This is a genomic window from Actinomadura madurae (assembly GCF_047130825.1).
Lineage (GTDB): Bacteria > Actinomycetota > Actinomycetes > Streptosporangiales > Streptosporangiaceae > Spirillospora > Spirillospora madurae.
The window spans coordinates 9,414,217-9,430,514 of sequence record NZ_CP083237.1 but is presented as its reverse complement, the minus strand read 5'-3'; the positions used below and the strand labels follow the sequence as shown (position 1 = coordinate 9,430,514).

Here is a 16,298-nt window from a genome sequence, read left to right as displayed (position 1 = left end):
CCGTCACCGGAACGCAACTCCGCCGCTCTAGGTTCGCCGATCATGAGAAGCCGTGCGCGTCATGCCGTCCTCGCCATGACCGGCGCCGCCCTCGCCGGCGCTCCCCTCGCCCTCGCCGTCACCCCCGCCCGCGCCGCCGCCCCCGCCCACGTCGCCGGGGCGGCGATCACCGTCCACCGCGGCGGACCCGCCCGGTCGCTGCCCTTCACCGCCGGCCGGGACGGGGAGGCCGTGATCTCCTTCGCCGCGTCCGCCCCCGGCGTGTCCTGGGCCCGCGCGGGCGCCGAGTCCGCCGTGGTGTCGGTCGCCGTCGACGGGCGCCACGTGACCGACCTCGTCGTCCCCTCGTCCGCGCCGATCCCCCGCAGCCTCGGCCTGGGGCACGTCGCGGAGGGCCGCCACACGGTGACGCTGCGGTTCGCCGAGGGCAGCGCCCCGGCCGCCCGCAGCGTCACCCTCCAGAGCCCCCGCGTGGCCATGCCCGAGGCGGACGCGCTCGCCCTGCGCCACGCGCCCGTCATCGTCGGGCGGACGGGCTGGCCGTTCGGCGACCCGTACCAGAACGCCAGGACCGACACCCCGCTGGTCGCCTGGCACGAGACCCGCCCCGCCGCGACCCCGGGGCATCGCGTCATCGAGTACTCGATGGTGTGGAGCAACGAGGACGGCGGCACCGACACGCCCGCCCTGATGGCCCGCTGGGGCCGGACGACCGACATCGAATGGGTCTACCGGGTCGAGGTGGACGCGTCCGGCAAGCGGGTGGAGGGCAGCGGCGTCTACCAGGCGCCCATGCACCTGACGTTCAAGTTCACCGGCCGCTACGAAGGCGACCACCCGGTCCTGCAGACCTGCACCGACAACAACAACCTGTGCGACGTGATCTCCCCGGACCCGCCGCTGCGGTTCCTGCTCGACGCGTCCGGGACCCGTCCGGACGGGCGCGCCCGCGAGGTCGTCATGGACCGCGAGCCGTGGACGTACCGGATCGCGGCCGAGGAGATGCTGCGCGAGGGCAAGATCGAGGAGCCGTCCGATCCGGCGACGCGCGAGGTCGGCGACCTCCGCACGTACCTCTTCGCGGAGTTCGCCAAGACGACCGGCGCGGCGACGCTGCCCGGCTCCGCGCCGGGGGTGGCGCTCGGCGTCCGGCTCAGGTCCGACCCGTCCACGCTCTACCGCTCCGACCACGACGAGCCCACCTGGTCGGTCGAACGCGACGGCGCCGCCGCCACCACGGTCGAGCTGCCCGAGGGCACGACGGTCTCCGACATCGCGAGCATCGAGGCCGTCCGGCGGCCGACCGGGTGGGGCGACAACGGCGCGCCCGTCACCGTCACGTCCGTCAACCGGGGCTTCTTCCTGGACGACTCCTACCTGCCGCGGCCGTCGTCCGTCGCGTGGACCGGCTCGGTCACGCTCACGCCCGCCGAGCCGTCCGCCGTCATCTGGCGTCCCTGACGCATCACGCGGCCGGGCCCGTGGCGCGAAACGGCCACGCGCCCGGCCATGTGACGGAACCGGTGCGAACTCCAGGAGCGTCCAAGGAGTCATACTGTTCGCCAACAGCTCGCACAGCGAACCTTGAGAGGACGTCCACCATGGCCTACGGGCCTCCCCCGTCGCCCGGCCAGGGACAGCAGCCCCAATGGCAGCAGCAGCAACAGGCCCCTTGGCAGCAGCCCGGTAACGCCTGGCAGCAGCCACAGCAGCCACAGCCCGGCTCAGGATGGCAGCAGCCGCCCCAGGGCGGAGGCACCGCCCAGATGCCGGGCCACTTCGGCCCCGTCAGCGACGACGAGAAGACGTGGTCGCTGATGGCGTACGTGGGTCAGTTCCTCGTCGGCGCCATCGCGCCGGCCGTGGTCTACCTCGGCAAGGCCCGCTCACCGTTCGTCCGCAAGCACGCCGCCCAGGGCCTCAACATGGGCATCGCGGCGATCGCCGTGTGGGTCGTCTTCGGCCTGCTGTCGCTGGCCGTCGACTTCTTCATCTGGGTGCCGCTGCTCTTCACGGCCGCGGTGATGTTCTTCCTCGTGTACGCGGGACGGGCGGCCAACCGCGGCGAGTTCCGCCGCGTCCCGTCCGCGGTGGCCTGGCCGCTGCTGAAGTAACGGCTTTCCCGGAGCGGCGGCCCTACCGGGGAACGGCGGCTACTTCCTGCCCTTGTCGGTGTCGCCGCCGCCACCCGTGGAGAGCGCCGCGACGAAGGCCTCCTGCGGGACGTCCACCCGCCCGATGGTCTTCATCCGCTTCTTGCCCTCCTTCTGCTTCTCCAGCAGCTTGCGCTTGCGGGAGATGTCGCCGCCGTAGCACTTGGCGAGGACGTCCTTGCGGATCGCGCGGATGTTCTCCCGGGCGATGATCCGGGCGCCGATCGCGGCCTGGATGGGCACCTCGTACTGCTGCCGCGGGATGAGCTCCTTGAGCTTGGACGTCATCATCAGCCCGTACTCGCGCGACTTGTCCCGGTGCACGATCTGGCTGAACGCGTCCACCGACTCGCCCTGCAGCAGGATGTCGACCTTCACCAGGTCGGCCTCCTGCTCGCCGCTGGGCTCGTAGTCGAGCGAGGCGTACCCGCGGGTCCGCGACTTCAGCTGGTCGAAGAAGTCGAAGATGATCTCGGCGAGGGGCAGCGTGTAGCGGATCTCGACCCGGTCCTCCGACAGGTAGTCCATGCCGAGCAGCACGCCGCGGCGGCCCTGGCACAGCTCCATGATCGCGCCGATGTGCTCGGACGGGGACAGCAGCGTCGCCCTCACCACCGGCTCGTACACCGAGCCGATCTTGCCCTCGGGGAACTCGCTGGGGTTGGTGACGGCGTGCTCGGACCCGTCCTCCATCACCACCCGGTACACGACGTTCGGCGCGGTCGAGATGAGCGACAGGTCGAACTCCCGCTCCAGCCGCTCCCGGACGATCTCCATGTGCAGCAGGCCGAGGAAGCCGCAGCGGAACCCGAACCCGAGCGCCGCCGACGTCTCCGGCTCGTAGACCAGCGCGGCGTCGTTCAGCCGCAGCTTGTCGAGCGCGTCGCGCAGCTCGGGGTACTGGTCGCCGTCCACCGGGTACAGGCCGGAGAACACCATCGGCTTCGGGTCGCGGTAGCCGCCGAGCGCCTCGGGCGCCGGGCGGGAGGCGATGGTCACGGTGTCGCCGACCCGCGCCTGCCGGACGTCCTTCACGCCGGTGATCAGGTAGCCGACCTCGCCGACGCCGAGGCCCTGCACGGGCTTCGGCTCCGGGGAGATCACGCCGACCTCCAGGGTCTCGTGCGCGGCCCCGGTCGACATCATCAGGCTCTTCTCGCGCCGCGACAGGTGCCCGTCCATGATCCGGACGTAGGTGACGACGCCCCGGTAGGTGTCGTAGACCGAGTCGAAGATCAGCGCGCGGGCGGGGCCGTCGGCGTCGCCGACCGGCGCCGGCACCTCCTCGACGATCTTGTCGAGCAGCTCCCGGACGCCCTCGCCGGTCTTGCCCGACACGCGCAGCACGTCCGACGGGTCGCAGCCGATGATCCCGGCCAGCTCCTCGGCGTACTTCTCCGGCTGCGCCGCCGGCAGGTCGATCTTGTTGAGGACGGGGATCAGGTGCAGGTCGGCTTCGAGGGCCAGGTACAGGTTCGCGAGCGTCTGCGCCTCGATGCCCTGGGCCGCGTCCACCAGCAGGACCGCGCCCTCGCACGCCGCGAGCGACCGCGACACCTCGTAGGAGAAGTCGACGTGCCCCGGCGTGTCGATCAGGTTCAGGACGTGGTCGGTGCCGCCGGACGTCCAGGGCAGCCGGACCGCCTGGCTCTTGATGGTGATGCCGCGCTCGCGCTCGATGTCCATGCGGTCGAGGTACTGGGCGCGCATCTGGCGCCCCTCGACCACACCGGTCAGCTGCAGCATCCGGTCCGCGAGGGTCGACTTGCCATGGTCGATGTGCGCGATGATGCAGAAGTTGCGGATGATCGCGGGATCGGTCTTGTCGGGCTGAGGCGCTGGCACCGGGGTCCGTTCGCAAAACTCACTGGTTGACAGAGATCTGTGCGTCCCATGGTCCCATGCCCGGCGCGATGCTCCGTGCGCGGCCCGGTTTGGGCCGGGCCCCGGTGATTGGTAGGCTGTGCGACTGCGTGTGGCGTAGCGTCGTGCCCCGGGGGCACCGTCCCGCCCCCGTTCAGACATTCCCGTTGGCGCCTGCCCGCCCGCAGGCAAGGATCGCAACCAAGCTGAGGCACTACGACGTGGCTAACATCAAGTCCCAGATCAAGCGCAACAAGCAGAACGAGAAGGCCCGCCTGCGCAACAAGGCCGTGAAGTCCGAGCTGAAGACGGCGATCCGCAAGTTCCGCGAGGCCGCGGACGCCGGAAACGTCGATGTCGCCGTCGCCGCCCAGCGCGAGGCCGCCCGCAAGCTGGACAAGGCCGTCAGCAAGGGCGTCATCCACAAGAACCAGGCCGCCAACCGCAAGTCGGCGATCGCCAAGCGCGCCGCCGCCCTGCAGGCCGCCGAGTAAGAGCCGCACGCACGGGGCCGGCCGTCACGCCGGCCCCGACGCATGTCCGATGGACGAACGCCGGCTGGTGAAGATCTCCAAGTATCTCGCCAAGCATCTGCGGCACCGCCCGGAGCGGATCGGCCTCACGCTCGATCCGGGCGGCTGGGCGGACGTCGGCGACCTCATCGCCGCGTCCGCGCGCCACGGGTTCGCGCTCACCCGTGACGAGATCGAGCACGTCGTGGCCGCCAACGACAAGCGGCGCTACGAACTGGACGGGAACCGCATCCGGGCCGTCCAGGGCCATTCGGTCCCCGTCGACCTGGGCCTGCCGGTCGTGCCTCCGCCTGACCTGCTCTACCACGGCACCGTGGGCCGCTTCGTGGAAGCGATCCTCCGGGACGGCCTGCTGCCGATGGAACGGCACGCCGTCCACCTCTCCCCCGACCGCGAGACCGCCCGGCGCGTCGGCGCCCGCCGCGGCGAACCCGTCGTCCTCGTGGTCGAGGCCGCGCGGATGGCCGCCGGCGGGCACGAGTTCCGCGTCAGCGCGAACGGCGTGTGGCTGGTCGACTCGGTTCCACCGGAATATCTTCGCGGATGACCCGCGCGGCGTCCCAGTCCGGCACGTGCCGCACCCAGTCGGGCCCCGCCTTCGGCCCGAACAGGTACCGGTAGGGCACGATCTCGCGGACGGCGTCGTGCACGTCCAGCCGGTCGTCGATCATGTGGGTGATCCCGAGTTCCGCGCAGTGCCGCGCCTTGTCCCGCCGTTTCCGGCAGAACCGGACATTGCTCCTCGGTATGCCCGTCCGCGCGTAGAAGTCGTGGTGGTCGAGCCAGGCCAGCGTCCTCTTCTGCACCCGCTCGCCGCACTTGGAGATGATCCAGGCCCGCCCCCCGAACGCCTCGACCAGGCCGGGCAGCACCTCGTAGACGCCCTCGGTCGCGGACGAGGCGAGCGCCTCCTCGAAGGTCCCGTCGAGGAACACGGTGTCGTCGTCGCCGGGGGCGAGCAGCCCGCCGTGGATGACCCGGCCGAAGTCGACGCCGAGCCGCGGTTCGATGTCCATGCCCACAACTCTCCAGCCCGCGACTCTAAAGCAGAACTATAAAATCAACGACCGCCTATAGTTCTTGACTATGGACCTGGCACGCCTCTCCACGGACGCGCTCGCCTCGTTCGCCGTCTTCGCCGACCACCTCAACTTCACCCGCGCCGCCGAGGAACTCCACATCTCCCAGCCGGCCCTCCACGTCAAGGTGCGCAAGCTCACCGAGACCCTCGGCCGCCCCCTCTACACGCGGCACGGACGCCGCCTGGTCCTGACGCCCGCCGGGGAGCAGGTCGCCCGGTTCGCCCGTGACCTGGACGCCCGCGTGACGGCCTTCCTCGCCGGCGTCCACGGCACCGAGCCGGGGCGCGTCCCGACCCTGGCCGCCGGCGAGGGCGCCTACCTGTACCTGCTCGGCGACGCCGTCCACCCCGGCATCCGCCTGATCAACGGCGACCGCGCCCGCACCCTGACCGCCGTCCGCACCGGCCGCGCCGACGTCGGCGTCGCCGTCCTGGACGTCCTGCCGTCCGACATCGAGGCGGTCCCGCTGGCCACCTACCCGCAGGTGCTGGTCATGCCGGACGACCACCCGCTCACCGCCAGGACGCACCTCACCCTGGCCGACCTCGCGGACGCGGCGCTGATCGTCCCGCCGCCGTCCGGCCCGCACCGCGTCACCCTCGAACGCGCGCTGCGCGCCGCCGAGGTGCCCTGGTCGATCGCGGTCGAGGCGGAAGGCTGGCCTCTGATGCTGCACTTCGCGTCCCTGCGCGTCGGCCTGGCCGTCGTGAACGGCTGCGTCCCGCCCCCTCCCGGCCTCGCGGCACGCGAGATCATCGACCTGCCCGCCGTCCCCTACTACGCTCTCCACCTGCCCGGCCGCGCCGACGATCCCCTGGTCGCCGACCTGCTGACCGCCATCCGCACCGCGCTGAGGAGCACTCCGTGCACTTCGAGATCTCCGTCGACATCGACGCCGCCCCGGAAACCGTCTGGCGCATCCTGACCGACGTCGAGCGCTGGCCCGACATGACCGACTCGGTGGACCGCGTCGAGATCCTCGACAAGCCGTTCGCCCTCTCCAGCCGCGCCCGCGTCCACCAGCCGAAGCTCCCCGCCGCCATCTGGACGGTCACCGATTTCACCGAGAACGAGAACTTCACCTGGGAGTCCCGCTCCCCCGGCGTCCGCACGACCGCCGGCCACGACGTCCTCCGCACCCCCAACGGAACGACCACGGTCCGCCTGACCATCGACCAGACAGGCCCCCTAGCCCCCGCCATCGCCCTCTTCACAGGCCGCCTGACCCGCCGCTACGTAACCATGGAAGCCAACGGCCTAAAAGCAAGAGCAGAAGCCAAGCCAACCTGAACCACGGAGCCCCGACCACGCCTACAAGGCCGCCGCGACCTCGGCAACCTCGTCCTCGCCCGCGACCTCACCACCCACCAGACGGTCCCACGCGACCGCATCCCATGATCACAACCCGACCGAACCCCCGCACCATCACAGGACCGGTTTCAGTAGTTGCAGGACGCTCCGCCGGCCCGCACACCGATCACCGGGTCACCGCCGCGCGGCGACAATCTGAGCAACCGTCTTCTCCAGGGCATACGCCGGATCGGCTGCACCGCCCTTGACCTGCTCGTCCGCCTCAGCGACCGCGGTCAAGGCGCGCGCGACGCCGTCGCCGGTCCAGCCGCGCAGCTGCCTCTGCACTCGGTCGATCTTCCACGGCGGCATGCCCAGCTCCTTCGCCAGGGCCGCGCCGCGCGCCCCCCGCGGGGCGCCGCCGACCTTCGCCAGCCCCCGCACGCCCTGCGCCAGCGCACTGACGATCAGCACCGGCGCGACGCCCGTCGCGAGCGCCCAGCGGAGCTGTTCGAGCGCCTCGGCCAGTTGCCCCTCGATCGCCTTGTCCGCCACGGTGAACCCGCTGACCTCGGCGCGCCCCCGGTAGTACCGGGCGACGGCCGCGTCGTCGATCTTCCCTCCGGTGTCGGCGACGAGCTGGCTGCACGCGGCGGCCAGTTCCCGCAGGTCGTTGCCGACCGCCTCGATGAGCCCGCGCGCCCCGTCCGGCGAGATCTTCCCGCCCGCTTTGCGGATCTCGGTCCGGACGAAGTCGACGCGCTCCCCGGCCTTGGTGACCTTCGGGCAGGAGATCTTGCGGGCCTTGAGCTTGGTCAGCCCGTCCACGAGCGCCTTCCCCTTGGCCCCGCCGTGATGGACGGCGACGAGCACGACGTCCTCCGCGGGCGTCCTGGCGTACTTCAGCACCTCGGCGGACAGGTCCTTCCCGAGGTCCTGGGCCGCCCGCAGCACGAGCACCTTCCCGCCGCCGAACAGCGACGGCGACGTCAGCTCCGAGATCCGCCCGGTCTCCAGCCCGCCCGGCGCAAGATCGATGACCTCTACCTCCGGATCTTCCACCCGCACAGACGCGACGACGTCGCCGATCGCGCGCTCCACAAGCAGCTCTTCGTCACCGACGACCAGAATGATGGGCTCAACCGACACCCCTGCAGCATGCCACGCCCACCGACCGACCGCGCTCCCGTCACCGACGTATGGTGAGCCGGCCACGCACCGCGGACCGCCACCAATACGTCCTCCCCACCGGGCAGGCCTGCCGGCGATCCGGCGCCGCCACGGCCCCGCCCCCACCGTCCCAGACATCGCCCAAGACAGATGTACCGACACCACCGCCCGGGCACCGGATGCGGCGGCCGCCTTGTAGGCGTCGGCGAAACGCTCGGGCGCCGGACGGGATGTGGTGACGGGGTGCCAATCGCGTCGGCATCTCTCTCCCCCCGGCGAGGTGTAATGATCACCCGCGCCGCTGTGGTGTGGCTGGGGCGGGGATTGGTGGGGTGGGTGGAGGGGCGTTCGGCGCTGTCTGGCGTGGTGGGATGGCGACGGTCGCTATGCGGACGTTGGGTAGGGGCCATCCGGGGTCTTTCTGGTCGGCGTTGGTGGTCGTCTGTTGCGCGTTTTGTGGCGAACGGCGGGGGTCAGTTGCGTGGGATGACGGTGATACCGGCTCTGGCGCTTGCGAAGGCTATGTCCCCTTCCTTGTCGGTGCGGTGGATCTGGGAGCGGAGGCGTTGCAGGAGTCCCAGGGTGGCCGGGGACGGGTGGCCGTAGTCGTTGTGGGCGCCTACCGAGATCACGGAGATGGGGGCGCGCGCAGCGGCCAGGAAGCCGGGGGCCTGGCTGCGGGAACCGTGGTGGGGGACCTTCAGGACATGGACGCGAGGGACCGCGGACGCCAGGGCGCGCTGGGCGTCGGCCTCGATGTCGCCTGCCAGGAGGGCGCTGAAGCCCGGTCTGCGGGCGACGAGGACGACGCTCGCGTTGTTGATCGTGGTGCCGTCGTCCTTCGGGGAGAGCGCGGGAGTGGTGGTCTGCGGGGCGAGGATCGACAGGGTCAGCTCGCCGACGCGCCACTGCTGGCCCGCGTGGGCGGGGCGCATCGGGAGGCCGTGGGCGAGGCGGGCTTCGCGGCCGGACGTGCGGGAGGTCGTGAGGATCGATTGAACGGTTCGGTTGTTCATGACGCCGGATGTGCCGTTGATGTGGTCGGCGTGCGGGTGGGTCAGGATCAGCAGCGGCACGTCCTCGATGTGGAGGCGTCGCAGGCAGCCGTCGACCAGGGCCGGCTCGGGGCCGGTGTCCACGACGACGGCCTGGCCGGGGCCCGTGGAGAGGGCCAGCGCGTCGCCCTGGCCTACGTCGCAGGCCACCATGTGCCAGCCCGGCGGGGGCCAGGAGGGGGCCAGGACGCGCATCGCGACGACCGCGGCGAGGACGCCGGTCATGGCCGCGGCCGCGCACAGGCGGAGGCGGCGGCTGCGCAGGAGCAGGACGGCGGCGCCGCCCGCGAGCAGGAGCGTCACGGCGCCGAGACCGCCGGTGGTCCAGGGGATCGTCGCGTAGGGCAGGTCCGCGGTGGTCCTGGCCACCCGGATGATCCAGGCGACGGCGAGGCCCGCGGGCCACACGATCACCCGGGCGAGCGGCAACGAGGCGGGGGCGGTGACGGCGGCAAGGGCTCCGAGGAGGGTGGCGGGGGCGACGGCGGGGGCCGCCAGCAGGTTCGCGACGACTGCGAGCACTCCGATCTCGCCGGACAGCATCACCAGGACGGGCGCCACGGCCACCTGGGCCGCGGCGGCGACGGCGAGGGCGTCCGCGAGGGGGCCGGGGAGGCGGCGGGCCAGGCGGTCGCGCCACGGCGGCGCCAGGACGAGGAGGCCCGCGGTCGCGAGCACCGACAGCGCGAAGCCGTACGAACGCGCCAGCTCCGGGTCGATGAGGACGAGGAGGAGCACGGCGGCGGCCAGGGCGGGGATGCCCTGGCGGCGGCGGCCGGTGAACAGGGCGAGCAGGCCGATGAAGCCCATCACGGTCGCGCGCAGGACGCTCGGTTCCGGACGGGCGACGACGACGAACGCGAAGACCGCGAGGACGGCGACGGGCGGGGCCCGGCGGTGTCCGAGGCCCGCAAAGCGGCACAGCCCGAGGACCGCCCCGATGACGATCGCCAGGTTCGCGCCGGAGACCACCAGCAGGTGGGTGAGCCCGGCGGTCTGGAAGTCGTCCGCGAGGTCGGGGGCCAGGCGTGAGGTGTCGCCGACGACCATGCCGGGCAGGACGCCGCGCTGGTCAGGTGGCAGCCGAGCCACGGCCGCCCGGAGCCGCGCCCGCACGTGCTCGGCGGCGCGCTGGATCGTGGACGGTGGGCCGAGGACGGCGGGCGGTCCGCGCACGATCACGACCGCCGCCAGCAGGCCGGGGCCCTTGGGCGGAACGAACCGCCCGCGGAGCCGCACCCGTTGGCTGGGCACCAGGCGGAGCCAACGCGGGTCGCCCGCGATCAGGAGGACCGGAACGCGAACCTTGGTCCTCTGTACGGCCTCGGCTCGGGCACGGACGATGGCGATGCGGCGCCCGTTGCCCGGCTTCGCCCGCGGGTCGGCGGTCACGACCGCCTCGGCCGTCGCGAAGCGCCCGGCATCGGCGAGGCCGCGGACCGGGCCGTCGCTCACGGCGGTCGTCCGGAACGCCACCCCGGCGGCCGACGCCGCAGAGCAGGCCAGCACGACTCCGAGGATCATCCTCCGCCCGGACCGATTCCTACTAGTACGGCTGGCAACGTGGAGCACGTTTCCAGCAGAATCGCGCCTCGGGCCTGGGTCTTCGCGATCGTTGGAAGGACCGGACCGCGCCGCACTTCGGAGGCGAACGTGGAAACGCGTCGGGGGACGGTGTCCGGGAGGGTCGCGGCTCGGATTCGGGTCCGTGCCGTGGTTGGGCGGGGTCGGTCCTCGGGTGATCAGCAGGTACAGGGACGTCCCGGCGAAGGCCGCCGCCACGGCGTAGACGACGGGCGGGGGCAGGCCGATGGTGGTGGCGGCCGTCAGCCAGACCGCGAAGGCGGGGGCGAGCAGGCGGAGGTCGTGGGTCACACGCGGACCTTCGGTTTCAGGTCGGCGAAGCGGCGGGCGCCGATGCCGCTGACGTCCTGGAGCTGGTCGATGGAGCGGAAGCCGCCGTGCTCGGTGCGGTAGGCGACGATGCGCTGGGCGAGGACGGGCCCCACCCCGGGGAGGTCGTCCAGCTGGTCGGCGGTGGCGGCGTTGAGGTCGACCGGGGCGCCGGGTGCGCCCACGCCGGGCGGGGCAGCACCGTCTGGGGCGGGCGGGGACGGTGACGGCGCCCGGATGCCGACCGGGATCTGCTCGCCGTCGACGAGTTGGCGGGCGAGGTTGAGGGTGCCGGTCTTCGCGCCCTTCCGCACCCCGCCCGCGGCCTTGATCGCTTCGGCGACGCGCGAGCCGGACGGCAGCGTGACGACGCCCGGGTGCTCGACCTTGCCGAGGACGTGCACGACCACCGAGGACGAGGCCGCCGCCGGGCTGGCCGCCGGGGCGGGGCGCGGTTCGGCGAGCGAGGCGCTCGCCGGCGGGCCGGGCGCCGGCTGGGGGCGCGGCCGGGCGAGCCACAGGTAGCCGGCCCCGGCCAGCGCGGCGATGACGCCGACGAGGACGAGAATGCGGACGTGCGGTCGCTCGGGCGTCGACCGTGAGAAGGCGGCAGGCGGGTCGGCGGGTGGCTTCCACCGTCCCATCAGGGATTGGAGGCGGTCCTGCGTGTCGGGTCTCATGGCGACCGACGCTAAGGAGCCGCCGAGATCGGCCGCCGGGGAACCGCCGGTTGTGGATAACTCCGGGTCAGCGGTTCCTCGCGACGGCCGCGGCGAGAACGAGCAGGGCCGCCAGAGGCACCGTGACGTGGGTGAGCGTGCCGGGTTCCGAGAGGTAGAGGCCGCCGAACAGGGCGATAGCAAGGACGTTGGACAACAGCGTCCCGGTGTTGGTGAGCGCGGACACCGAGGACGCCTGGGCGGGCCCCACGGCCCCGGTGATGCGGTCGACGAGGGGGCTGAACCCCGCCGCGTGACCGGCACCGGCGGTGTACAGGAGGGGGATCGACAGGGAGACCGGCCAGCCGTCTCCCGCGAGCACCGGCAGGATCGACACCGCGACGGCGAAGCAGAGCAGGCCGATGGTCGGGAGGTTCGTCCGGGCCCGCCGGGGCAGACGCGTCCAGCCAAGACCAGCCGTGGCGAAACCAACGGTGTACGGGACGAACGTCAGCCCGGCCTCAAGCGGTGAGAAGCGGAGCACGTTCTGCAGGTAGAGGGCGAGCGTGAACAAGAACCCCGTGTAGGCACCCATCACGGCGCACGCCGCGAACAGTCCTGGACGCACAGAGCGTCTGCGCAGCACGGAGAGGTCCAGCAACGGCGATGAGGCCCTCAGCTCATGGACGCAGAACACGCCGAGCACTACACACCCCACTGTCAGGGAGGGCCACGTCCAGAACGGCCAACCCTGCTCCCTCCCCAGGACGAGCGGCACGATGAGCGCCGCCATCCCGAAGGAGAGGAGTCCGACACCGGGGATATCCAGGCGCACCTTCTTACCGGCCGCCGGTGGCATGAGCCTGGGTCCGATGCCGAGGAGCAACGCGCCAACAGGCACGTTCACGAGGAAGATGGGCCGCCAGCTACCGCCGACGGTCACGATGACGCCGCCCACTATCTGCCCCAGTGCGACCCCGAGCGCGAGCACCATCGAGTACAGGCCGAGTGCTCGGGCACGGGCGGGCCCCTCGAAGGAGAGCTGTATCAGCGACAAGACCTGCGGCAGCAGCAACGCAGCCGACGCGCCCTGGAAGACTCTCGCGGCCACTAGGACGGCGCCGTTAGGCGCCAGCCCGCAGGCCAGGGACGCGGCCGTGAAGCCGAACAGTCCGAGAAAGAACATCGTGCGGTGACCGAGCTTGTCGCCCAGCCGCGCCCCCGTGACGACCAGCACGGCCAAGGCGAAGATGTATCCGCCTGTGACGAGTTGCAGGAGGGCGCCCGACGCGTGCAGCCCGGACGCGATGTCGGGCATGGCCACCGCCACGATGGAGCCGTCCATCGAGACCATCGTCTGTCCCGTGAGCAGCACCACGAGCAGCCATCGTTTCGCCATTCCGCGAGTGTGCGCAGTGCCCCGCCGAGGGCGCTTGAAGATGTTTGTCCCTGCGTACGATGGCGGCCATGCACGAGTCGACGACCGTGGCGGAGACGGAGGGCTTCGCCGTCCACGCGGTGCGCTGCGCCGGGCGTCGGCCCGGCTGGTCGGAACCCGAGCCGTCCACCGCCCACCAGATCGTCCTGGTGCGTAAAGGACGGTTCCGCATGCGGTCGCGACACGGGCGGGTCGTGGTCGACGCCGCGACCGGTTATGCGCAGGCGCCCGGCGAGGAGGGCCAGTTCGCGCATCCCGCGGGCGGCGACGTGTGCACGGCCATCACGCTCCACCCAAGCCTTGCGCGCCGGCCTTCCGGGACGGTCAGAGTCGGCGCGCGCGCGGACGTGGCCCACCGGCTCCTCCTGCGAGCGGGGCCGGACGTGGCGTACGAGACGGCCGAGCGGCTCATGAGCCTGCTCGTCCACCTGGGTCTGGACGAGCAGGGCGGGAAGCGGCGCGCGCTGGCCGACGAAGCCCGTGAGGCCATCGCCGGTGACCACCCCCAGGCGGGGAGCCTCGTCTCGCTGGCCCGGCTTCTGGAGGTCTCTCCGTCCCACCTGAGCCGGACGTTCCGAAGGCAGACCGGCATGTCAGTCACCCGCTACCGCAACCGCATCCGGGTCGGGCGGGCCCTCGACCGCATCGAGCAGGGCGAGCAGGACCTGTCCCGCCTCGCCGCCGACCTGGGTTTCGCCGACCACGCCCATCTCACCCGGACGGTCAAGGCGGAGACCGGCCGTCCGCCGGTCGCGCTCCGCCGCCTCCTGACCGCCTGACTCACAGCTGCGGCGCCACGACGACACCGAGCATGCCGGGCCCGACGTGGGCGCCGATGACCGGCCCGACCTCGCCGACGTAGACGTCCTGGACGTGCGGGACGCGTTCGCGGAGGCGGGCGGCGAGGGTCTCCGCGCGGGCGGACGCGGCGAGGTGCTGCACGCCCAGGTCGACGCTCCGGTCCCCCGCCGCGGCGACGGCGAGTTCCTCCAGCCGCGCGAGCGCCCGCGAGGACGTGCGCACCTTCTCCAGCGGGGCGAGCCGGCCGTCGGCGATGTCCAGCAGCGGCTTCACCATCAGCGCGGAGCCGACCAGAGTGGCCGCGGCGCCGATCCGCCCGCCGCGCCGCAAGTGTTCGAGCGTGTCGACATAGATCAGGGACCGGGTCAGCCCGGCACGGCGAGCCGCGGCCGACACCGCCTCCTCCGCCGTCCCGCCCGCCAAAGCCACGGCCGCCGCGGAAAGGGCGGCGAACCCGAGCCCCATCCCGATGGTCCCGCTGTCCAGCACGCTGACGGAAACCGGCGCATCCTCAGCCGCCAACCTCGCCGCCTCCACCGTCCCAGACATCGCCGAAGACAAATGCACCGACACCACCGCCCGAGCGCCGGACGAGGCGGCCGCCTTGTAGGCGTCCGCGAAACGCTCGGGCGCCGGACGGGACGTGGTGACGGGATGCCATTCTTTCAGCGCTTGGGCGGCTTCGGCGGTGGTGATGTCGCCTTCGTCCCGCGTGGCACCGCCGACCGCGATCTGCAGGGGGACGATGGTCAGCCCGTGCCGTTCGGCGAGCCCCGGGGGAAGGTAGGCGGTGGAATCCGTGACGACCGCGACCGCACTGCCCATGGTGGCGACACTACCCGCCCGCCAGGCGCGTCGCGGACGGCGGGAACCTCGCGGCCGGCGGAACGGGTCAGGGCTGGACGGGGACGCCGCCGCGCCAGACCCGCAGGGCGCGCAGGCCGAACGCCCACGCGAACGCGCCCTCGTGGTCGGCGTCCCACAGGACGAGGTCGGCGAGCATCCCGGGCGCGAGCGAACCGCGGTCGCCGACGCGCAGCGCGGCGGCTCCGCCGAGGGTGGCGGCGCGCAGGGCCTCGTTCACGCTCAGCCCGAACATCGCGACGGACAGCCCGATGACGAGGGGCATGGACGTGATGCCGCACTGGCCGGGGTTGTGGTCGGTGCCGAGGGCGACGGTGACGCCGCGGTCGAGCATCTGCCGGACGGGCGCGGGCGCGCGGCTGCTGTTGAGGGAGCTGCCGGGGCAGACGGTGGCGGTGACGCCGGCGTGCGCGAGGGCCTTGATGTCGTCGTCGCTGGCCTGGGTGAGCAGGTCGGCGGACGCGCAGCCGACCTCGGCGGCGACCTGCGCGGCGCCGATGCGCTCGTTGGCGCAGGCGTGCATGCGCGCCTTCAGGCCGGCGCGCTTGCCGGTGAGGAGCAGGGCGCGCGCCTCTTCGGCGGTGAAGTGGCCCTCGTCGCAGTAGACGTCGATGCTGTCGGCGCCCGCGACGGCGGCGTCGCCGGCCCACAGCCGGACGGCCTCGATGTAGTCGCGGCGGCGCCCGAAGAACTCGGGCGGCAGGATGTGCGCGGCGAGGAAGGTGGCGTGGATGCGGGGCATGGACGGCTCGCCCTCCAGCGACCGCAGCATCCGGATGTCGGCCAGCTCCCCGTCGCGGGTGAGGTGGTAGCCGGTCTTGGCCTCGACGGTGGTGGTGCCGGCGAGGATCCACTGGCGGAGCCGCTCGCGGACGCCGTTGCAGAGCGTCCAGGGGTCGGTGCCCCGGGTGACGGTCACGGTGGAGTTGACGCCGCCGCCGGCCGCGGTGATGGCGGAGTGGGACGAGCCGCTGGTGCGCATCGCCAGCTCGGCCCAGCGGTTGCCCGCGTAGACGGGGTGCGAGTGCGCGTCGATGAGGCCCGGGGTGACGAGGCCGCCGCCGAGGTTCTCCACATGGTCGACGTCGACGATGTCGTCGATGATGCCGGGGACGCTCTGCGGGAGGTCGGACGCGGGGCCGGCCCAGACGACCCGGTCGTCGTGGATGAGCACCGCGGCGTTGCTGCAGACGTCGGTGCCCGTCCAGAGCCTGCCGATGTTCGTCAACAGCCGTACCGTCATAGGGTCACCGACCTGGGTGGGGCCATGCGCGCCGGAGCGCGGAACCGGGCGCCGTGTGGCGCTGGAAGGGGCCGCCTGCCCTCGTGCCGGGGTTCGGACCTGCCATGGTTGGGCCACCTGCTCTCGATCCGAAACGCCGGCTGGGTGCCGGCGACTCCACCGCTGGAGGGTCGGGTGACCGGGAGGCCACCATCGGCAACGAGACCGGAGATATCGGTTTCGTCACGGTAGTGCACTGAAGGTCCGTCGGACAA

At 72.3% G+C, this 16,298-nt stretch carries 15 protein-coding genes; 7 read left to right on the top strand and 8 right to left on the bottom strand.

Features of this window, described 5'->3' with window-relative positions; genetic code table 11:
• Positions 1-42: 42 nt before the first annotated feature.
• Complete coding sequence (locus K8Z49_RS44185; RefSeq protein ID WP_412516937.1) at positions 43-1,461, top strand: hypothetical protein; 1,419 nt, start codon at positions 43-45, stop codon at positions 1,459-1,461.
• 140 nt (positions 1,462-1,601) lie between these two features.
• On the top strand, positions 1,602-2,114 hold the full coding sequence (locus tag K8Z49_RS44180) for a DUF4870 domain-containing protein (RefSeq protein WP_083597187.1): 513 nt from the start codon (positions 1,602-1,604) through the stop codon (positions 2,112-2,114).
• 39 nt (positions 2,115-2,153) lie between these two features.
• Here K8Z49_RS44180 and lepA read toward each other — a convergent pair whose 3' ends face one another.
• Positions 2,154-3,998 (bottom strand): translation elongation factor 4, encoded by a 1,845-nt coding sequence (lepA, locus tag K8Z49_RS44175; RefSeq protein ID WP_075019720.1) that lies wholly within the window; start codon positions 3,996-3,998, stop codon positions 2,154-2,156.
• A 239-nt stretch (positions 3,999-4,237) separates the two neighbouring features.
• On the opposite strand from lepA, the gene rpsT reads away from it, so the two are divergent.
• Positions 4,238-4,510 (top strand): 30S ribosomal protein S20, encoded by a 273-nt coding sequence (gene rpsT, locus K8Z49_RS44170; RefSeq protein WP_021597832.1) that lies wholly within the window; start codon positions 4,238-4,240, stop codon positions 4,508-4,510.
• Positions 4,511-4,559: 49 nt separating this feature from the next.
• A complete protein-coding gene (locus K8Z49_RS44165) occupies positions 4,560-5,096 on the top strand; it encodes an RNA 2'-phosphotransferase (RefSeq protein ID WP_021597831.1) in 537 nt (178 codons plus the stop codon).
• On the opposite strand, the gene K8Z49_RS44160 is transcribed toward K8Z49_RS44165, so the two are convergent.
• The gene (locus K8Z49_RS44160) at positions 5,038-5,565 is read right to left on the bottom strand and encodes a hypothetical protein (RefSeq protein ID WP_021597830.1); all 528 of its coding nucleotides are present in this window, start codon (positions 5,563-5,565) and stop codon (positions 5,038-5,040) included. The two genes, K8Z49_RS44165 and K8Z49_RS44160, sit on opposite strands and share 59 nt — an antisense overlap.
• A gap of 70 nt (positions 5,566-5,635) precedes the next feature.
• On the opposite strand from K8Z49_RS44160, the gene K8Z49_RS44155 reads away from it, so the two are divergent.
• Both K8Z49_RS44155 and K8Z49_RS44150 read left to right on the top strand, forming a co-directional pair.
• Positions 5,636-6,556, top strand: a complete 921-nt coding sequence (locus tag K8Z49_RS44155) for a LysR family transcriptional regulator (protein ID WP_412516936.1) — start codon at positions 5,636-5,638, stop codon at positions 6,554-6,556.
• On the top strand, positions 6,496-6,921 hold the full coding sequence (locus K8Z49_RS44150) for an SRPBCC family protein (RefSeq protein WP_111833002.1): 426 nt from the start codon (positions 6,496-6,498) through the stop codon (positions 6,919-6,921). The genes K8Z49_RS44155 and K8Z49_RS44150 overlap by 61 nt, the downstream gene beginning before the upstream one ends.
• Before the next feature lie 195 nt (positions 6,922-7,116).
• On the opposite strand, the gene holA is transcribed toward K8Z49_RS44150, so the two are convergent.
• The 4 genes from holA to K8Z49_RS44130 form a co-directional block, all read right to left on the bottom strand.
• The gene (holA, locus tag K8Z49_RS44145; RefSeq protein WP_412516935.1) at positions 7,117-8,070 is read right to left on the bottom strand and encodes a DNA polymerase III subunit delta; all 954 of its coding nucleotides are present in this window, start codon (positions 8,068-8,070) and stop codon (positions 7,117-7,119) included.
• Positions 8,071-8,564: 494 nt separating this feature from the next.
• Positions 8,565-10,655: a ComEC/Rec2 family competence protein gene (locus tag K8Z49_RS44140; RefSeq protein WP_412516934.1), complete on the bottom strand. Its 2,091-nt coding sequence runs from the start codon at positions 10,653-10,655 to the stop codon at positions 8,565-8,567.
• Positions 10,656-11,017: 362 nt separating this feature from the next.
• Entirely contained in the window at positions 11,018-11,719 is a 702-nt protein-coding gene (locus K8Z49_RS44135) for a ComEA family DNA-binding protein (RefSeq protein ID WP_083597181.1), read from the bottom strand.
• 67 nt (positions 11,720-11,786) lie between these two features.
• Positions 11,787-13,097, bottom strand: coding sequence for an MFS transporter (locus K8Z49_RS44130; protein ID WP_412516933.1), 1,311 nt, complete (start codon positions 13,095-13,097; stop codon positions 11,787-11,789).
• A gap of 68 nt (positions 13,098-13,165) precedes the next feature.
• Between K8Z49_RS44130 and K8Z49_RS44125 the strand changes: the two genes are divergently transcribed.
• On the top strand, positions 13,166-13,915 hold the full coding sequence (locus tag K8Z49_RS44125; RefSeq protein ID WP_075020119.1) for a helix-turn-helix domain-containing protein: 750 nt from the start codon (positions 13,166-13,168) through the stop codon (positions 13,913-13,915).
• A gap of 1 nt (position 13,916) precedes the next feature.
• Here K8Z49_RS44125 and K8Z49_RS44120 read toward each other — a convergent pair whose 3' ends face one another.
• Together K8Z49_RS44120 and hutI are read right to left on the bottom strand one after the other, a co-directional pair.
• Complete coding sequence (locus K8Z49_RS44120) at positions 13,917-14,762, bottom strand: DegV family protein (protein WP_412516932.1); 846 nt, start codon at positions 14,760-14,762, stop codon at positions 13,917-13,919.
• 67 nt (positions 14,763-14,829) lie between these two features.
• Positions 14,830-16,044 (bottom strand): imidazolonepropionase, encoded by a 1,215-nt coding sequence (gene hutI / locus K8Z49_RS44115; RefSeq protein WP_021592993.1) that lies wholly within the window; start codon positions 16,042-16,044, stop codon positions 14,830-14,832.
• Between the last annotated feature and the right edge of the window lie 254 nt (positions 16,045-16,298).

Coding starts and splice junctions, on each gene's coding strand:
- K8Z49_RS44165 (WP_021597831.1), top strand. CDS start 4,560: ATGGACGAACGCCGGCTGGTGAAGATCTCCAAGTATCTCGCCAAGCAT.
- K8Z49_RS44155 (WP_412516936.1), top strand. CDS start 5,636: ATGGACCTGGCACGCCTCTCCACGGACGCGCTCGCCTCGTTCGCCGTC.
- K8Z49_RS44185 (WP_412516937.1), top strand. CDS start 43: ATGAGAAGCCGTGCGCGTCATGCCGTCCTCGCCATGACCGGCGCCGCC.
- K8Z49_RS44120 (WP_412516932.1), bottom strand. CDS start 14,762: ATGGGCAGTGCGGTCGCGGTCGTCACGGATTCCACCGCCTACCTTCCC.
- K8Z49_RS44135 (WP_083597181.1), bottom strand. CDS start 11,719: ATGAGACCCGACACGCAGGACCGCCTCCAATCCCTGATGGGACGGTGG.
- K8Z49_RS44180 (WP_083597187.1), top strand. CDS start 1,602: ATGGCCTACGGGCCTCCCCCGTCGCCCGGCCAGGGACAGCAGCCCCAA.
- K8Z49_RS44130 (WP_412516933.1), bottom strand. CDS start 13,097: ATGGCGAAACGATGGCTGCTCGTGGTGCTGCTCACGGGACAGACGATG.
- hutI (WP_021592993.1), bottom strand. CDS start 16,044: ATGACGGTACGGCTGTTGACGAACATCGGCAGGCTCTGGACGGGCACC.
- K8Z49_RS44125 (WP_075020119.1), top strand. CDS start 13,166: ATGCACGAGTCGACGACCGTGGCGGAGACGGAGGGCTTCGCCGTCCAC.
- K8Z49_RS44160 (WP_021597830.1), bottom strand. CDS start 5,565: ATGGACATCGAACCGCGGCTCGGCGTCGACTTCGGCCGGGTCATCCAC.